12 protein-coding genes and 1 tRNA gene are annotated in these 13,068 nt (G+C 66.4%); 5 read left to right on the top strand and 8 right to left on the bottom strand.

Going from position 1 to position 13,068, the window contains the following annotated elements; all coding sequences use genetic code 11:
* Window positions 1-9: 9 nt before the first annotated feature.
* The 4 genes from ACWGKQ_RS23000 to ACWGKQ_RS22985 all read right to left on the bottom strand — a co-directional run bounded on the left by ACWGKQ_RS23000 (window position 10) and on the right by ACWGKQ_RS22985 (window position 3,057).
* A complete protein-coding gene (locus ACWGKQ_RS23000; RefSeq protein WP_453293818.1) occupies window positions 10-588 on the bottom strand; it encodes a hypothetical protein in 579 nt (192 codons plus the stop codon).
* 28 nt (window positions 589-616) lie between these two features.
* Complete coding sequence (locus ACWGKQ_RS22995) at window positions 617-1,312, bottom strand: class I SAM-dependent methyltransferase (protein ID WP_453293817.1); 696 nt, start codon at window positions 1,310-1,312, stop codon at window positions 617-619.
* 1 nt (window position 1,313) lies between these two features.
* The gene (locus ACWGKQ_RS22990; RefSeq protein WP_453293816.1) at window positions 1,314-2,225 is read right to left on the bottom strand and encodes an aminoglycoside phosphotransferase family protein; all 912 of its coding nucleotides are present in this window, start codon (window positions 2,223-2,225) and stop codon (window positions 1,314-1,316) included.
* Window positions 2,226-2,307: 82 nt separating this feature from the next.
* Entirely contained in the window at window positions 2,308-3,057 is a 750-nt protein-coding gene (locus tag ACWGKQ_RS22985) for a hypothetical protein (protein ID WP_453293815.1), read from the bottom strand.
* Window positions 3,058-3,282: 225 nt separating this feature from the next.
* On the opposite strand from ACWGKQ_RS22985, the gene ACWGKQ_RS22980 reads away from it, so the two are divergent.
* Window positions 3,283-4,638, top strand: coding sequence for a tetratricopeptide repeat protein (locus ACWGKQ_RS22980; protein WP_453293814.1), 1,356 nt, complete (start codon window positions 3,283-3,285; stop codon window positions 4,636-4,638).
* Window positions 4,639-4,673: 35 nt separating this feature from the next.
* A complete protein-coding gene (locus ACWGKQ_RS22975; protein WP_453293813.1) occupies window positions 4,674-5,174 on the top strand; it encodes an NUDIX domain-containing protein in 501 nt (166 codons plus the stop codon).
* A gap of 52 nt (window positions 5,175-5,226) precedes the next feature.
* On the opposite strand, the gene ACWGKQ_RS22970 is transcribed toward ACWGKQ_RS22975, so the two are convergent.
* The 4 genes from ACWGKQ_RS22970 to ACWGKQ_RS22955 form a co-directional block, all read right to left on the bottom strand.
* The gene (locus ACWGKQ_RS22970; RefSeq protein WP_453293812.1) at window positions 5,227-6,390 is read right to left on the bottom strand and encodes a helix-turn-helix domain-containing protein; all 1,164 of its coding nucleotides are present in this window, start codon (window positions 6,388-6,390) and stop codon (window positions 5,227-5,229) included.
* Window positions 6,380-7,162 carry a hypothetical protein gene (locus ACWGKQ_RS22965; protein ID WP_453293811.1) on the bottom strand — a complete coding sequence of 261 codons (783 nt, stop codon included), beginning with the start codon at window positions 7,160-7,162 and terminating at the stop codon, window positions 6,380-6,382. The genes ACWGKQ_RS22970 and ACWGKQ_RS22965 overlap by 11 nt, the downstream gene beginning before the upstream one ends.
* 239 nt (window positions 7,163-7,401) lie before the next feature.
* Complete coding sequence (locus ACWGKQ_RS22960) at window positions 7,402-8,145, bottom strand: TIGR02391 family protein (RefSeq protein ID WP_453293810.1); 744 nt, start codon at window positions 8,143-8,145, stop codon at window positions 7,402-7,404.
* Window positions 8,146-10,096: 1,951 nt separating this feature from the next.
* Window positions 10,097-10,240 carry a hypothetical protein gene (locus tag ACWGKQ_RS22955; protein WP_453293809.1) on the bottom strand — a complete coding sequence of 48 codons (144 nt, stop codon included), beginning with the start codon at window positions 10,238-10,240 and terminating at the stop codon, window positions 10,097-10,099.
* Window positions 10,241-10,392: 152 nt separating this feature from the next.
* Here ACWGKQ_RS22955 and ACWGKQ_RS22950 point away from each other — a divergent pair.
* From ACWGKQ_RS22950 to ACWGKQ_RS22940, 3 genes are all read left to right on the top strand, one after another.
* Window positions 10,393-10,465: transfer RNA gene (locus ACWGKQ_RS22950), tRNA-Lys, on the top strand.
* 257 nt (window positions 10,466-10,722) lie between these two features.
* Window positions 10,723-12,375, top strand: a complete 1,653-nt coding sequence (locus ACWGKQ_RS22945) for a sensor histidine kinase (RefSeq protein WP_453293808.1) — start codon at window positions 10,723-10,725, stop codon at window positions 12,373-12,375.
* A complete protein-coding gene (locus ACWGKQ_RS22940) occupies window positions 12,366-13,049 on the top strand; it encodes a LuxR C-terminal-related transcriptional regulator (RefSeq protein ID WP_453293807.1) in 684 nt (227 codons plus the stop codon). The genes ACWGKQ_RS22945 and ACWGKQ_RS22940 overlap by 10 nt, the downstream gene beginning before the upstream one ends.
* The last annotated feature ends 19 nt before the right edge of the window (window positions 13,050-13,068 follow it).

Raw genomic sequence — 13,068 nt, 5'->3', positions numbered from 1 at the left:
CGTCTTCTTCTACGCGGCTCCCGCTTCGCACGAAGAGTCGGAGGCAGCGGTCAGCGCGATGGGCAACAGCGCGGCCCGACCCAAAGCCTCGACCAGATGTTCGATCAGGAGGCCGGCATGGGGATCAGGCTGAATCAGTGCGGTCGCCTGACCGTGGGCGGTGCGTTCGACGGCCCATTCGTGGTCGAGGCTGGTGAAGTCGTCGTCGATCCAGATGGCGGGTGAGTCGCCGAGCCAGGCGTCAACGTGGTCGCGCTTCCAGAGGTAGCCGTTGGGGTGGCTGGTGGTGATCTGGGGACGTGGGAGGTCGACGTAGGGGAGGGGCGGGAGGCCAAGGAGCGGGCCGATGAGTGCGGTGGCGTCCTGGCGCCAGCTGGTGCACCAGACGGGGGTAACCAGGCCGGTTCGGATCACGTGCATGAGCAGAGGGCCGTGTGCCCGGTTGAGCCAGATGGTGACCGGGTCATCGGCGCTGCGGCCGGTAGGAACGACGACGTGGCAGCCGTGGGTGGCCGGGGTGGTGCCATCGGCATCCGGGAAGGGTATGAGGACGCCGTCGATGTCGAGGAGCAGGTAGGGCGGGCGCATCGGATTCTCCCAGGGGGCGGGTTGGGGGTCAGAGCTTGCGCGCGGTGATCAGGAGGGTGGTAGGCCAACGGCCTCCGTGGCAGGCGTCGTGGAACTCTTGGGCCGAGGTGAGCCAGAGGCCGGCGTGGGCGAGGTGTTTCTCCCAGCGGTCGGCGTCGAAGTCCCAGCGTGCGATGGGCAGTCGAGTGCGGTCGGGGAGGGTGACGTAGTCCTGGCGGGGCCGGTCGTCGGTGGCGGGGCGCAGGCCGCCGCGCTGGGGGTGGGGGACGGAAAAGGCGAGGGTGCGCCCGGGTTTGAGGTGCTGGGCGATGGCCGGAAGTATGAGTTCGGGGGCGACCAGGCCGATGGCCCCGAAGACGGAGTAGATGGCGTCGAAATGCTCGTCGGAGGCTTGCAGGTAGTGCAGGGCATGGCCGGCGACGAAGGCCAGGTTGTTCAGTCGGCCGTAGTGCGAGCGGGCTCGGCGGACCTGGAGGCCGACGAGGTCGACGCCGGTGGTCTGGGCGCCGTAGCGCGTGGCGAGGTGGGCGGCGTTGTGCCCGGGTCCGCAGCCGAGTTCCAGCAGCCGCTTGCGGCGAAGCTCCGGTCCCAGGATCTCGGCTCCGGGGCCGCTGCCTGGCCTCGTGGTCCATTCCATTTGCGCGGGTACGGACAGCGGCTCGGCGGGGCTGGCCGTGGTGCGTTGGAGGGCGTGGACGTACCACGGGGAAGCCTGGGCGAGCACGTCAGACCTCCAGGAGGTGGAGGACGTCGGTGAGGTGGCGGCGTACTGCCTTGAGGTAGGCGGGGTCGGTGGCCGGGTCGTTGATCCAGCGGATGGACTGTTCCATGAACCACTCGACGGCCCAGATGCGGTGCCATCCCAGGGCCCAGTTCTCGGCGGTGAGCCCGCCGCGCCGGGTGAGGGCGTCGGGAGTGCCGCCGGCGGTGACGTACTGCTCCAGGAAGACACGGAGGCGTACGGGGTCGGGGGTGTCGAGGGTGCCATGCCAGCTGGCGAGGTCGAGCAGGCCGGGACCGGTGAAGGCGCGGGCGAAGTCCAGCAGCCGCCAGCCGTGTTGGCCGACGTGGAGGCTGGTGGGATGGAACTCGGAGTGCACCCAGCCGAATGGCGCCACTGTGGCACCGGCCGAGCGGGCTTCGGCAGCCTGGGCGATCCGGTCGAGCGCGTCCTCGATGTCGTCCGCATCCTGCCAGCGCTCGGCTTTGCGGAGTCGGGCGAGGTGGTCCAGGGCCCGGTTCGGCAACGTGCGGAGGCGGGCCTGGTCGAGGACGGGTAGGGCGGGAGCTGTCCGGGTGCCGTGCAGGACCACTGCCGCGGCGGTGCCGTCGAGGTCGTCGGCGTCGCGGACGGTGGGGCCGAGGTCTTCCACGAGCATGCCGAGCCAGCCGTTCAGGACGGCGGAAGCGTGGACCTGAGGGACGGGGACGCCGTGCGTATGCGCCAGACGGAGGGCCTGATCCTCGCTGTCGAAGGGCCGCTTCGCGTACTTGAAGATCGCGGTGGTGGCGTCGGGGAAGGTCAGGCGCTCGACACCGGACATGGACCACACGCGCACCTCCTCGCGCGCGGCGCTGGTGCGGCTGGCCATGGTGAGCAGGTTGTCGAGGAGTTCGGCGCTGGGGTTTGCGGTCACGTGGAGGCTCCAGGGAGGTTGGGGGCGTCCGGGACGGGTGAGATGCATCGGCCCGCCCCGGAGCCAGGTGTGCGGTGTGGTGCTATGCGGCAGGGCTCACGCGATGGGCGTAGACCTGCTCGATCCAGCCGGACTTGAAGGCCGCGAGGTCGTCGCGGAAGTTGGTCATCGACGCACCGTAGGGCGCGACGACGCCGCCGGACTGGTCCGGCACGGACTGGCAGCCGTGCACAAGTCGGCCACCGAGGGCGGCGTGGGCCTTGATGGACTCGATGCGGCGGTGCTCGTTGAACCAGCCGCCGTGGTAGACCTCGTCGAGCATGCCGCCCATCTCGTCGTCCAGGTCGAAGACCACGGAGGTGGCGGCGGGGAAGAACCAGCACGGGCCGACGTTGGAGATGTGCCCGTCCAACTCGACCTTGTTCAGCGCCATCAGCGTGGCCGCCTCGCGCAGCATCCGCAGGTGCTCGGTGGTGATCTGCGGTAGGCCGAGGTCGGCGAGGTGTTCGTCGCGGAACAGGTAGGCGTACACCTCGTATGCGGCGGACAGCACGCGAGCGGCGTCCGAGGTGGACTCGGCGTGCGTCTTGATGAAGTCCAGCGCGAGCTGTTCGACCGCGCTCTCGGTGGTCTCCTCCAACTCCAGGAGCTGGGACTTGATCAGCTCCCAGTCGGCGACGAGCCACGTGCCGGACTCGAAGCGGAAGAAGTACTTGGCCGGGTCGATGGTGATGCGCCGGCCGTCGACCTGGACGCCGGGCAGGCGGCTCCAGCGCTCGTCGAACGCCTCGGGCAGTACGACCGTGATGGCCGTGGTGTCGATGGTGGTCACCGTGTCTCCGTCTCTGATCGGCCAAGTTCGGGCACACGAGTGCCCGAACCGGATGTAGGCGTACGGAACTTCGGGGAGCCGCCCGACCGAAGGGGGAGCCTGGTCACGGCGTTGGACCGGGGCCGGGCGGCTGATGTTTAGTGAACCCTCCGTCACGCACAGTGGGTACGGTGAGAGGCAGTTGAAGCGGTATACGCGGTTTACAGCTCTGGAGCGGAGGCGATCGTGGCAGCGCCGAGAGGCCCCAACTCCCGCCTGCGTGACGTCATCGAGGCGATTGGCTGCACCTACGAGGCTCTGGCGAAGGACATCCGGCGCATCGCGGCCGAGAACGGCGAGATCCTCCAGACCAACAAGTCAGCCGTCTCCCACTGGGTGAACGGCACCCGCCAGCCCACCGGACGAACTGGCCAGTACCTCAGTGAGGCGCTGTCCCGCCGAGCAGGCCGCACCATCACCTCGGTCGAGATCGGCCTTCGCGCACCCGAAACTGCGGTGGCAGAGGAGCCCGATCCTGTTCTGGCCGCCACCGATCTGGGCCGTGCCGACGTCGAGCGCCGCCGTTTCCTTGCCGTGGCTGCCTTCACTACGGCTGGCGTGGCGATGCCGCTCTTCTACGACCACGAGGCCACCGCCCGCATGCTGCGGGCCCGCACCGGCAGCTCGGTGGTCGGGATGGAGGATGTGGATGTCGTACGGCAGATCACCGCTGCCTTCAGCGCGGCTGACGAACGCCTCGGCGGGGGCCACGGCCTGACCACCGTCACCGCCTACCTCGCCGACACCGCCGCCCCCATGCTCCGCGGCCGCTTCCCGAACGAAGCCCTACGGCAAGCGGCCTTCGGCGCTGTCGCTGAACTCGCGTATCTCGCAGGGTGGAAGCACCACGACCTCGGCCAGGAAGGAGCCGCGCAGCGCTATTACCAGGTCGGCTACCAACTCGCCTGCGAAGCCGACCCACGCGGTCACGCCGCTTGGATGATGCGCGCCCTCGCTCACCAGGCACTGAGCCTCAAACAGCCCCACCATTGCGTCGACCTCGTGGAAGGCGCACTCACTTGCGGCCTCGGCCACGTCGACGGCCAGACCGAGGCACTGCTGCACATCACCCACGCCCGCGCCTACGCCGCGGTCAGCGAGAAGTCCGCAGCGGCCCGCGCTCTGCTCGCCGCCGAAGACGCCCTCCTAGGTGACGACGGCCCCCAGCCCAGCTACTCCCGCGTCAGCGGCCCGGCCGCCGGCACTGTCGCCAGCCACACCGCCCGCACCCTGACTGACCTCGCCGACCACGTCGGCACCGAACAACAACACCGCGATGCCCTGGTGCGCTGGGACCCCGAGAAGTACAAGCGCGTCCACGCCCTCACCTACGCCGACCTCGGTGACAGCCTCGCCGCCCAGGCCCGCGCCGATGAGGCCGTCGCCGCCTGGTCCCAGGCCCTGACCCTGATGGAGGGCATGACCTCCGACCGCACCCGCAAGGCGATCACCTCACTCCGCTCCACCCTCTCCATCTACCAGCGCCGCAAAGTGCCCGGAGCCGCCGAACTCGCCCGCCGCGCACGCGAAGCACTGGCCTAAGCTGCCCACCAACCGGCCGATGAAGGGACGTAACCGTGGCTCAGCGGACAACCGACGACCAGCCCAAAGCCCTACCGCCCGCCCTCGAATCCATGACCCTGCTGGTCGCCGCCGTCATCGTCCACGACCGCGCCACCAACCGTGTCGTCCTCCTCCAGCGCAGCCAGAACGCCAAGTTCGCCCAGGGCATGTGGGACCTTCCCGTCGGCAAGAGCGAGCCCGGCGAGCCCATCACGGAGACCGCCGTACGCGAGCTGTATGAGGAGACTGGCCTGACCGTGAAGCCAGAGACTCTGAAGGTCGCCCACATCATCCACGGCGCCTGGGGCGTAGAAGCTCCCAATGGCTTCCTCACGGTCGTCTTCGTCGCCTACGAATGGACCGGGGAACCCACGAATCGCGAACCGCGTAAACATGCGCAGGTCCGGTGGGTCGATACGGATGCGATCCCCAAAGAGTTCGTGGACACAACTGCCAGCGCCCTCCACCGGCACCTCACCGACGGTCCCCACGTGTCGCTGGATGGGTGGGATTAGAAACCGGGACCGGTTTGTCCAGTTAAATCTGCAGAAACTGGTCCCCTTCGGATCAGTCAACCAGGCGAAGGATGGGTCGAGATTCTCGGACCCCGAGAATCTCCCGGACCCGTTCTGGCTTCCAAGCCAACTCCTTCGCCAATTCTCGAATTGTTAGCCCTTGATTTTTCTGCGCGAGCTCGAAGGCTCTTTGGAGCATGATTGACTGTTCGCCAGGAAAATGTGCCACGGGTTCCGGCGCGAAGCCTGACTGATCAGACAAAGCATTCAGTCTTTGGTAGGCGCGGCTTGCGGTGGCATCGGATGCGAGGCCGAGCTCACGACACCTATAGATCAGGGACTTGACTGAGACGCCCCAGGTGCGTGACAGGTCAGCGAGTTGCGCTAGGTCCATTCTGTGTGGCAGGAGAGGGAGGATGCTTGCTCGTGGGGTGAGGAACTCGGCCGCGAAAGCGTCGGCCTCTCGCTCTTGTTGATTGTCGCCAGTGGAGGAAGAGTGTAGGACCAAGTGACCCAACTCGTGTGCTGCGCTAAACCGATGCCTGTACACATCATCGGCGCGATTGCGGGTTAGTACCATGAGCGGACGAGGTAGACCTGAAGTTGCAAATGCATCAATTCTAGTTGCAGTTTCATCGGCCTCGGGCGGAACGGAGACTACGATTCCATGAGTCTCAAGTTGTCGCACCAAGTGCTTGACGGGCCCTCGGCCGAGGTTCCAGTAAGCGCGAAGCTCATGTGCGGCTTCTCTGGCGTCAGAAGACAAATCGGTCCCCGGATGCACTTCGCCACCAGTGAATCCGGGAAGATTGACAAGAGGTAGTTGAACGCGACGTTCCAGGGCAAAAGTCAACTCCCATACCTGCCCTGCGAGGCCAAGTGCCCGACTCCTCTGTGCCCCGCTCGTAGACCGCAACGAGCGAAAATAAGCCATGGAGGTGTCCAGCTTCCCGATCGGCCTACCCGCGAGGAAGAACTCGATCGGGACCTCTAGGACATCAGCCAATCGAGGCAGAAGATCTGGCCGCGGTTTGCTACTGCCTGTCTCGTACTGTCCGACAGCGGCAGGGGAGACACCGATGCCCTGGGCAACGTCCTTCTTGGTCATGCCTGCTAGCTGGCGGGCTTGTGTGAGGCGAGGCGGGTGGAACGCATCCCAGACGGCCTTGGGGGACACGCCACCAAGGCCGGGGATCGTTGGATGATCAGTTCTCATCACTCTCTACGGCGTCGTCGTCGGTCTCGTCGGCTTGCTCGGTGGGCAGAGGCTGCTCAGAGTGTTGCTCCTCGTCGGGCCTGTCGGCCATCGGCAAGTCTGGCAAGTCACCCGAGTCGAACCGATCATCTCCTGTCTGGTCGGCTACAAGAGCAAGCGGGGGGGCGAGTGGGGCTACGAGTGGCGAACGCTCTGTCAGCCATCGAATAGCGCCCGCTTCATTCCGGAGCTCAGCCTCTCCCCACCAGATGCGCTTCAGCCCTGAACGATCCAACTCATAGACAACAAGCACCAAGCGCGGCCTCGGGTCACGCCCTGCGAGATCGGCTAGCGAAGCACGGAGCTGGTCCTCGATCTCGAAGCCGCTGATGGGATCGGCTACCCACTTCCGACCGGCCGCTGTCGAAGCGAAGATCTCCTTCATCAGCTTCGACAACCTCCGACGAGGCCAGCGATCTGCGTGCTCGTCCCCGTTCTGTGTATGGACCGGATAGATGAGCGTGTTCAGCACGAGAGGCAAGCCGTACCAGGAGCCCGTGCTGATGACCTCGGTGCCCTCAATCCCAAGCTCCTCCAGTTCTCCGACCAGGAGCTCAAACTGGTCGACAGCACGTTCACCGCCAGGAGCGAAGCCCTTCTTGTTCCGTGAGGCTGCCCGGATGTCAGCAACTCCCTGAGCCGTCTCGCTGAGGGCCCGCCATATTGCCCCTTGGATCGCCGCGGCGTGTTCGCCGAACCGCGACTGAGCCCAGGCGGGGATGGAACCGTCCATGCATCACTCCCGTCCACTGCTAGCGCTTTGTGCGTCACGGTACACCTGTCGCTTCAGTTTCACGCATGAAACTTGCATTTTTGCTTCAGGTTGCCGCATCGCGGGACGTTTCCGCAGGTGGGTCCGTGTGGTGGCAGGCGTGGACGTTCGTGTCCGGTCTCAAGCCTGCCCGGATCTCAATCGACGCCATGGCAGAGAGAGCCGCCCGTGTCTGCATCTCCTGCGCGGAGCGGGTCTTCTCAGGTCGAGAGCACGCTCGACGCGTCCACCCAGCGGGCGAGCACACTGAACGCCGCGAGTTGCTCAAGCGCCTCATGCTCTGGCAGCTCGGGGAGGCCGTCCTCGTGGCTGTTCGGATTACGGATGCCGGCGTAGCAGCCCTCGGCGAAGGCCATGGCTCCCCGGTGGAGGCTGCGGAAGGTGTCGCTGCCGTCGTCCGCCATGAGTCGCAGGCGGGGTTCGTCAGGCTTGGGGGCGTTCAGCGAAAAGGCACTCTGGAAGAGCTTGGTCTCGCTGGCATCCCGGCGGCCAAGCTTGTTCTGCGTCTCGGCGTTGACCTTTCTGGCAGCCGCTGTGACCGCCTCCCGAAAGTGCCCGCTGCGCCACAGCGCACGAGCCCCTTCCCATGCCCATGGGTGCATGGTGGCTGCACTTACCTGGGGAGCGTCATCACCGAGGCGGGCTCGGACCTCTTCGTCCCGCTGGAGGGCGGCGACTGCTCGTTGCGCGGCCTCCCGGTGTTGCCACCAGCGGTTCACAGTGCTGTTGTTCTTGCTCGGAACCTCAGTGCGCCAGCGCGGGAGGGCGCGGTCCAGGATCTGTTCCACCACGTGAGCGCTGGCCACAATGTCAGCCTGGGAGCCGTGGTTGGAAAGTCGGCTGCTGACCGTGAGTACGCCCGGCGGGTCGTTTGGCCGGTACAACTCGGTCAGTTGCAGGAACTGGTCCAACTCATTGCGAGCCCAGAGGATATCCATACCCATGTCGTCATAGTGCCTTGCGCCACTGACAGTCCCATCTGCCCGAGCGAGCTGGCCGGCGCGCCGAGCCTTCACAAGGAGCGACGAAGAGCACAGGGTGCTGCGCGATGGGACGGGCCTTGAGGGGCTTGATTCCGAGCGGGACCATACGGCCGCAGTAGTCGCGGTGCCAGGTGCGGATGATTACGGCGATCTTCGATGCAAGCTCGCCGCCGCCGGGGCCGCGGCTGATGATGCCGAACGCCCAGGGCTCCTCGCCTGCCCATGGCTGGCGCCCCAGCGTCACGCGCGCTCGCTGAAGGAGTCGCCAGCGCGGTGGTTGAACAGTGCCGGGACCTCCAGTTCGAAGTACGAGCTAAGCCATACGAGCCATGCGACGGACGGACAACCTCGCAAGGAAAATCAGGAGTTGCCTGCGAAGCACCGCGGTGGTGGCTACACTCGCAGCGTTGACTTGTCTAACCTGAGCGCAGAGGCTCAGGAGTTCCGACGCGTGGACACCGGCCATAAGCGTCGTCTCACGGGTGTATGTGCACTCACTCTGCGACAGCAGTGCAGCAAGCAGAATTTTTTTGGCGTCCAACTCAAACGTCGACCGGTGCGGCGAGTGGGGTTTTGGCATGCCAAATTCTGCAAAGAAGCGAGCTGCGCACATGCGCAAAGCATATTCGGGTGAGATTTACGAAGCTGCGCTTGCGGGAATCCCGAATGACCGCACTCATGGGTTGGATTCGTGCGCGCCAGGGCAGCGGAAGATGAACGCTCTGCTGGCCCTTGGTCTATTCAACCGTGGCGAAGATGGTGCACCTCCCGCGAAGTGGTTGTTGAGCACCCTCACCTGGTACACGATCACCGTGTCGCCTCGGTGGAATCAGCTGGTATTCATCAGTGATGCCCCGGATAACGTCACCAGGTATCTGGTGCCGCATGGTGATAGCACCCCAAGGCTTCCCGGGATGCGATTGAGGGCTATCCATGACTACCGGACGTATGCGTTGGAGCATGTCCCTACAGGGGCGCGATTGGTGGTCACGAGTCGGCTGGATGGAAAGCTGCAGGGAGTGCGAGAAGGCTCGCACTTCGATTTTCGTACGCTTGATGATCCTCTGGACTCGGTAGAAGAGCGGCAGCTTGCCGAGGTGCCTCCCATGGGGGACGCAGCTCAGACCCTGTTGGCTGGTATGGCTGCCCGTATGTCCATGACTGACCCCAAGGGGCGGTGGGCTACGGGGAACTGGTACTGGGACCCGTTGCGGCGTGATGAGGGCAGAGGTCGCGACGATGATTCGGATCCCCGGCGCAGGCTTTGGGGGGCAGGCGATGAATGGGACGCCCAGTGGACAGGACTTCCCTACCCGGAAGATGTCGCGGCTGCGCTAGCTGATCCGATGGTCGGTATTTCTGGAGCAAGGCTTGCGAAAAGCAAGAGGGCGTACGACGTGACTCTCGGCGATTCGGTTCTTAGGATTCGAATCTAGTGGAGATTTTAAGAACGGGTCCCCAAACCATCTTCGTGTAGAGAGTCGTCGCCGTGCTTGAAATCCCCCAGAGTGCCTTTACTGCAATGCCGTGGTGGGCTGCATTCTTTCTGGTCTTTGTGTTGAGTTTCGCCCGCGCGATCCTTCCGAAGGAGTCGCGTGACCTCTACATGTGGTGGGTTGCCTTGTGGGAACACCGCCGCAAGCATGCAGCCTTAAAAAGGAGGGGGCAGGAACGCCGTCGAGCAGCCAGGAAGGAAGGGAAGCAGAACGAGGAACAGGCGCCCCCTTCTCATTTAGGGTGAGGTCGACCTCGTCGTGGATGTGTTCGTCGGCCCAATCCGGATGCAGCCCGCGGGTCTTGGTGTCGGGGTTCGTCGCCTTACGCTTGCATCAAGAGTGTGATCGTCTGCGCGACGGTTTGCGGGCCTCCGCCCACACCGCCGTCCCAGAGGCGCGCCTGGGCCGTGTTCGCGTTAATAGTGGACTGATCCCAGGAAGCGGTCGAGGTGCAGTCGGTGGTGCGGCATGCCGACGAGCGGCGCCACCCAATCGCGGGACTTCATCCGCCAGGTGATCACGCTGCGCTGTTCGCAGTCGGCGACTTCCCTGACAGTCACGGGCGGGGCGTCGGCATGTTCGAGCGTGCTGGTCAGCGGGCTCTTCTGCGTGAGCGATGCGTGAGCGGATGGCGGAGCACAAGTCAGAACAGGGTGGATCGCGCCTGACAGCGGATGCGTTGTGACCAGGTGGTTCCGGACCCCGGCGCACCGTCCGGAACCACCCGGCAAGCTTTGGCCAGGACTTTTAATCCATTGGTTGTGGGTTCGAGTCCCACACGGCCTACCGAGGAGCCCCAGCTCAGACCTCGTCTGGACTGGGGCTCGCGGCGTTTCCCGGGCTTGGAGGTCGCTTGTCGGCCCGGTGCCGGCCCGAAGAGCCGCCGACACGATTCGGGCGGCGGGCCGGAGACCTTCTCGGTGGGGTGGGTGTTTGCCTACCTCAGAAGTAGGTCTCGGCCCATGGCGCTTGCCGGTCCCCTCGCAGCAGCATGATCTCCAGGTCACAGAGCGTGGCCTGGAAGACGGGACGGGGGGCGGACATGTGGCCGTTTCCGGTGGACGGGGCGCCCTGGCCGGCGGGCGTGCTGGTGGCGTTGACCGCGGTCTGCGCCGTACTGGCCTTCAGGGCGGAACAGGCGCGGGACCGGCCGGTGCGTACCGTGCGACGTGCTGGGCGGTTCGGCTGGCCGGTCGTGGCGGGGCTGGTGGGTACGGCCGCGTACAGCAGTGTGCCGACTCTGCTGCTCGCCCTGCACAACACCGCAGGAACGGGTGGCTACATCGTCACCGTGCCGGATCTCCAGCCCGACGGGCTGCTCGCGGTGACGCTGCTGACGGCCGGTCTGCTGGCCACCACACTGCTCAACTCGGCGCGCGTGCCCAGGCGGTGGGTACTGCCCGTGGTGGCAGCGGTGACCGGCGAACTGCTGGAATGGACGTACTGGCTCACACATGCGGTCACGCGTTCCTCTGTTTCCTACGGCCTGACACCCCTGAACGTCCTGGTGGGCTGTGTGAGCATCCCGGTGCTTGCCGCCTTCGCCGGTGCGGCTCTGCGCCGGCCGGCGAACGGCAGGCCCGAGCGCCTGGCCGGAGCCGATGCGCTCAGGTCCGCGCGCTGGGCCCTGCTGCTGCCCGCCGTCGTGGTGATGACCGGCAACCTGTTCGGCCTCGATCTGTGGCGGCCCGCGTCGCCGGGCACCGGGATCGGGCCGGCCGTGATGGGTTACCTGGCCGGGCTGGCGCTGCTGGCGGCCGTCGTGGCCGGGCTGGTGCGGTGGCCGAGGGCGGCGGCGGACCTGGCGGTCCTGGGGCTGGTGGGGATCGGGGCGTACGACGTCGCCCAGAGCGGGTTCGGGCAACGCCTGGTGGAGGTGCGGAAGTTCGGCTCCCCATCCATGCCGGAGCCGTCCCTCCCCTTTGAAATGGTGGCTCACCATGCGTCGGTCCTCGGCGGCATCCAGGGGGCAGTGCTGCTGGCCCTCGGGCTGTGGCTGCTGCCGAGGACCGTGCTGGCGGACGCCGGCCGGCTGCTCGGTCGCGGGCCGGACCCGGCGCTGACCCGGCGGGTGGCGGAGCTGACCGAGACGCGGGCCGATGCGGTCCGTTCCGCGGCCGCGGAGCTGCGCAGGATCGAGCGGGACCTGCACGACGGCGCACAGGGACGGCTGGTCACCATCGGGATGAACCTCCGGGTCGCGGAGGAGATGATCCACAGCGATCCGCACGAGGCCGCCGCCCTCGTCGTGGAGGCCCGCGTAGCCTCGGCGGCGGCACTGGAGGAACTGCGCGGCCTGATCAGAGGGATGCACCCGCCGATGCTGGCCGACCGGGGGCTGGGGGAGGCGGTCCGGGCGCTCGCACTGGACCTGCCCCTGCCGTGCGAGACCGATATCGATCTGCCTGAACGGCTCGCCGCCCCGCTGGAGTCGGCCTGCTACTTCGCCGTCGCCGAGGTGGTCACCAACGCCGTCCGGCACGCCTCGGCGCACGGCCTCCAGATCCGCATGGCCCGGGCGGACGGGCTGCTGCGCATCGAGGTGGTCGACGACGGAGTGGGCGGCGCGGATCCCGCCCGGGGCACCGGACTGGCCGGGGTGGAGCGACGGCTGGCGGCCTTCGACGGCATCCTGGCGGTCAGCAGCCCGCCCGGCGGGCCGACGATCGTGGTCATGGAGGTGCCGTGCGCGTAGTCGTCGCGGAAGATCTCTTCCTGCTCCGGGAGGGGCTGGTCAGGCTCCTCAAGGCACGTGGGTTCGAGATCGTGGCGGCCACCGACAGCGCGCCGGGCCTGCTCGACGCGCTGCTCGAGTTCCGGCCGGACCTCGCGATCGTGGACATCAGGCTGCCGCCCACCCACACCGACGACGGCCTCCGTGCGGCGCTGACCGCCCGGGAACGGATACCCGGGCTGCCGATCCTGCTGCTCTCGCAGTACGTCGAGCAGATCTACGCCCAGGAGCTGCTCGCCGACCAGGCCGGAGGGGTCGGCTACCTGCTCAAGCACCGGGTGTTCAGCGACGACCAGTTCGTCGACGTGATCCGTACGGTCGCCGCGGGCGGCACGGTCATGGACCCCGAAGTGGTCACCAAGCTGCTCGGCCGCCGCGGCCGCGGCGAACGCGAACCCCTCTCCAGGCTTACCGAGCGGGAACGCCAGGTGCTGGAGCTCATGGCCGAGGGACGATCCAACAGCGCCATCGCGAACCGCCTCTTCATCAGCGAGAAGGCCGTGTCCAAGCACAGCACCAGCATCTTCACCAAGCTGGAGCTCGCACCCTCCGACGACGACAACCGTCGCGTCCTGGCCGTACTCGCCTACCTCATGTCCGTGCCGCCTGAAGGCCGCACTTCGTCAAGCCTTTGAGCTGATCAAGATCGAAACA

It is taken from the genome of Streptomyces sp. NPDC054770 (assembly GCF_053611985.1).
Note: the sequence above shows the minus strand (reverse complement) of the source record. Positions and strands in the feature narration are given on the sequence as shown.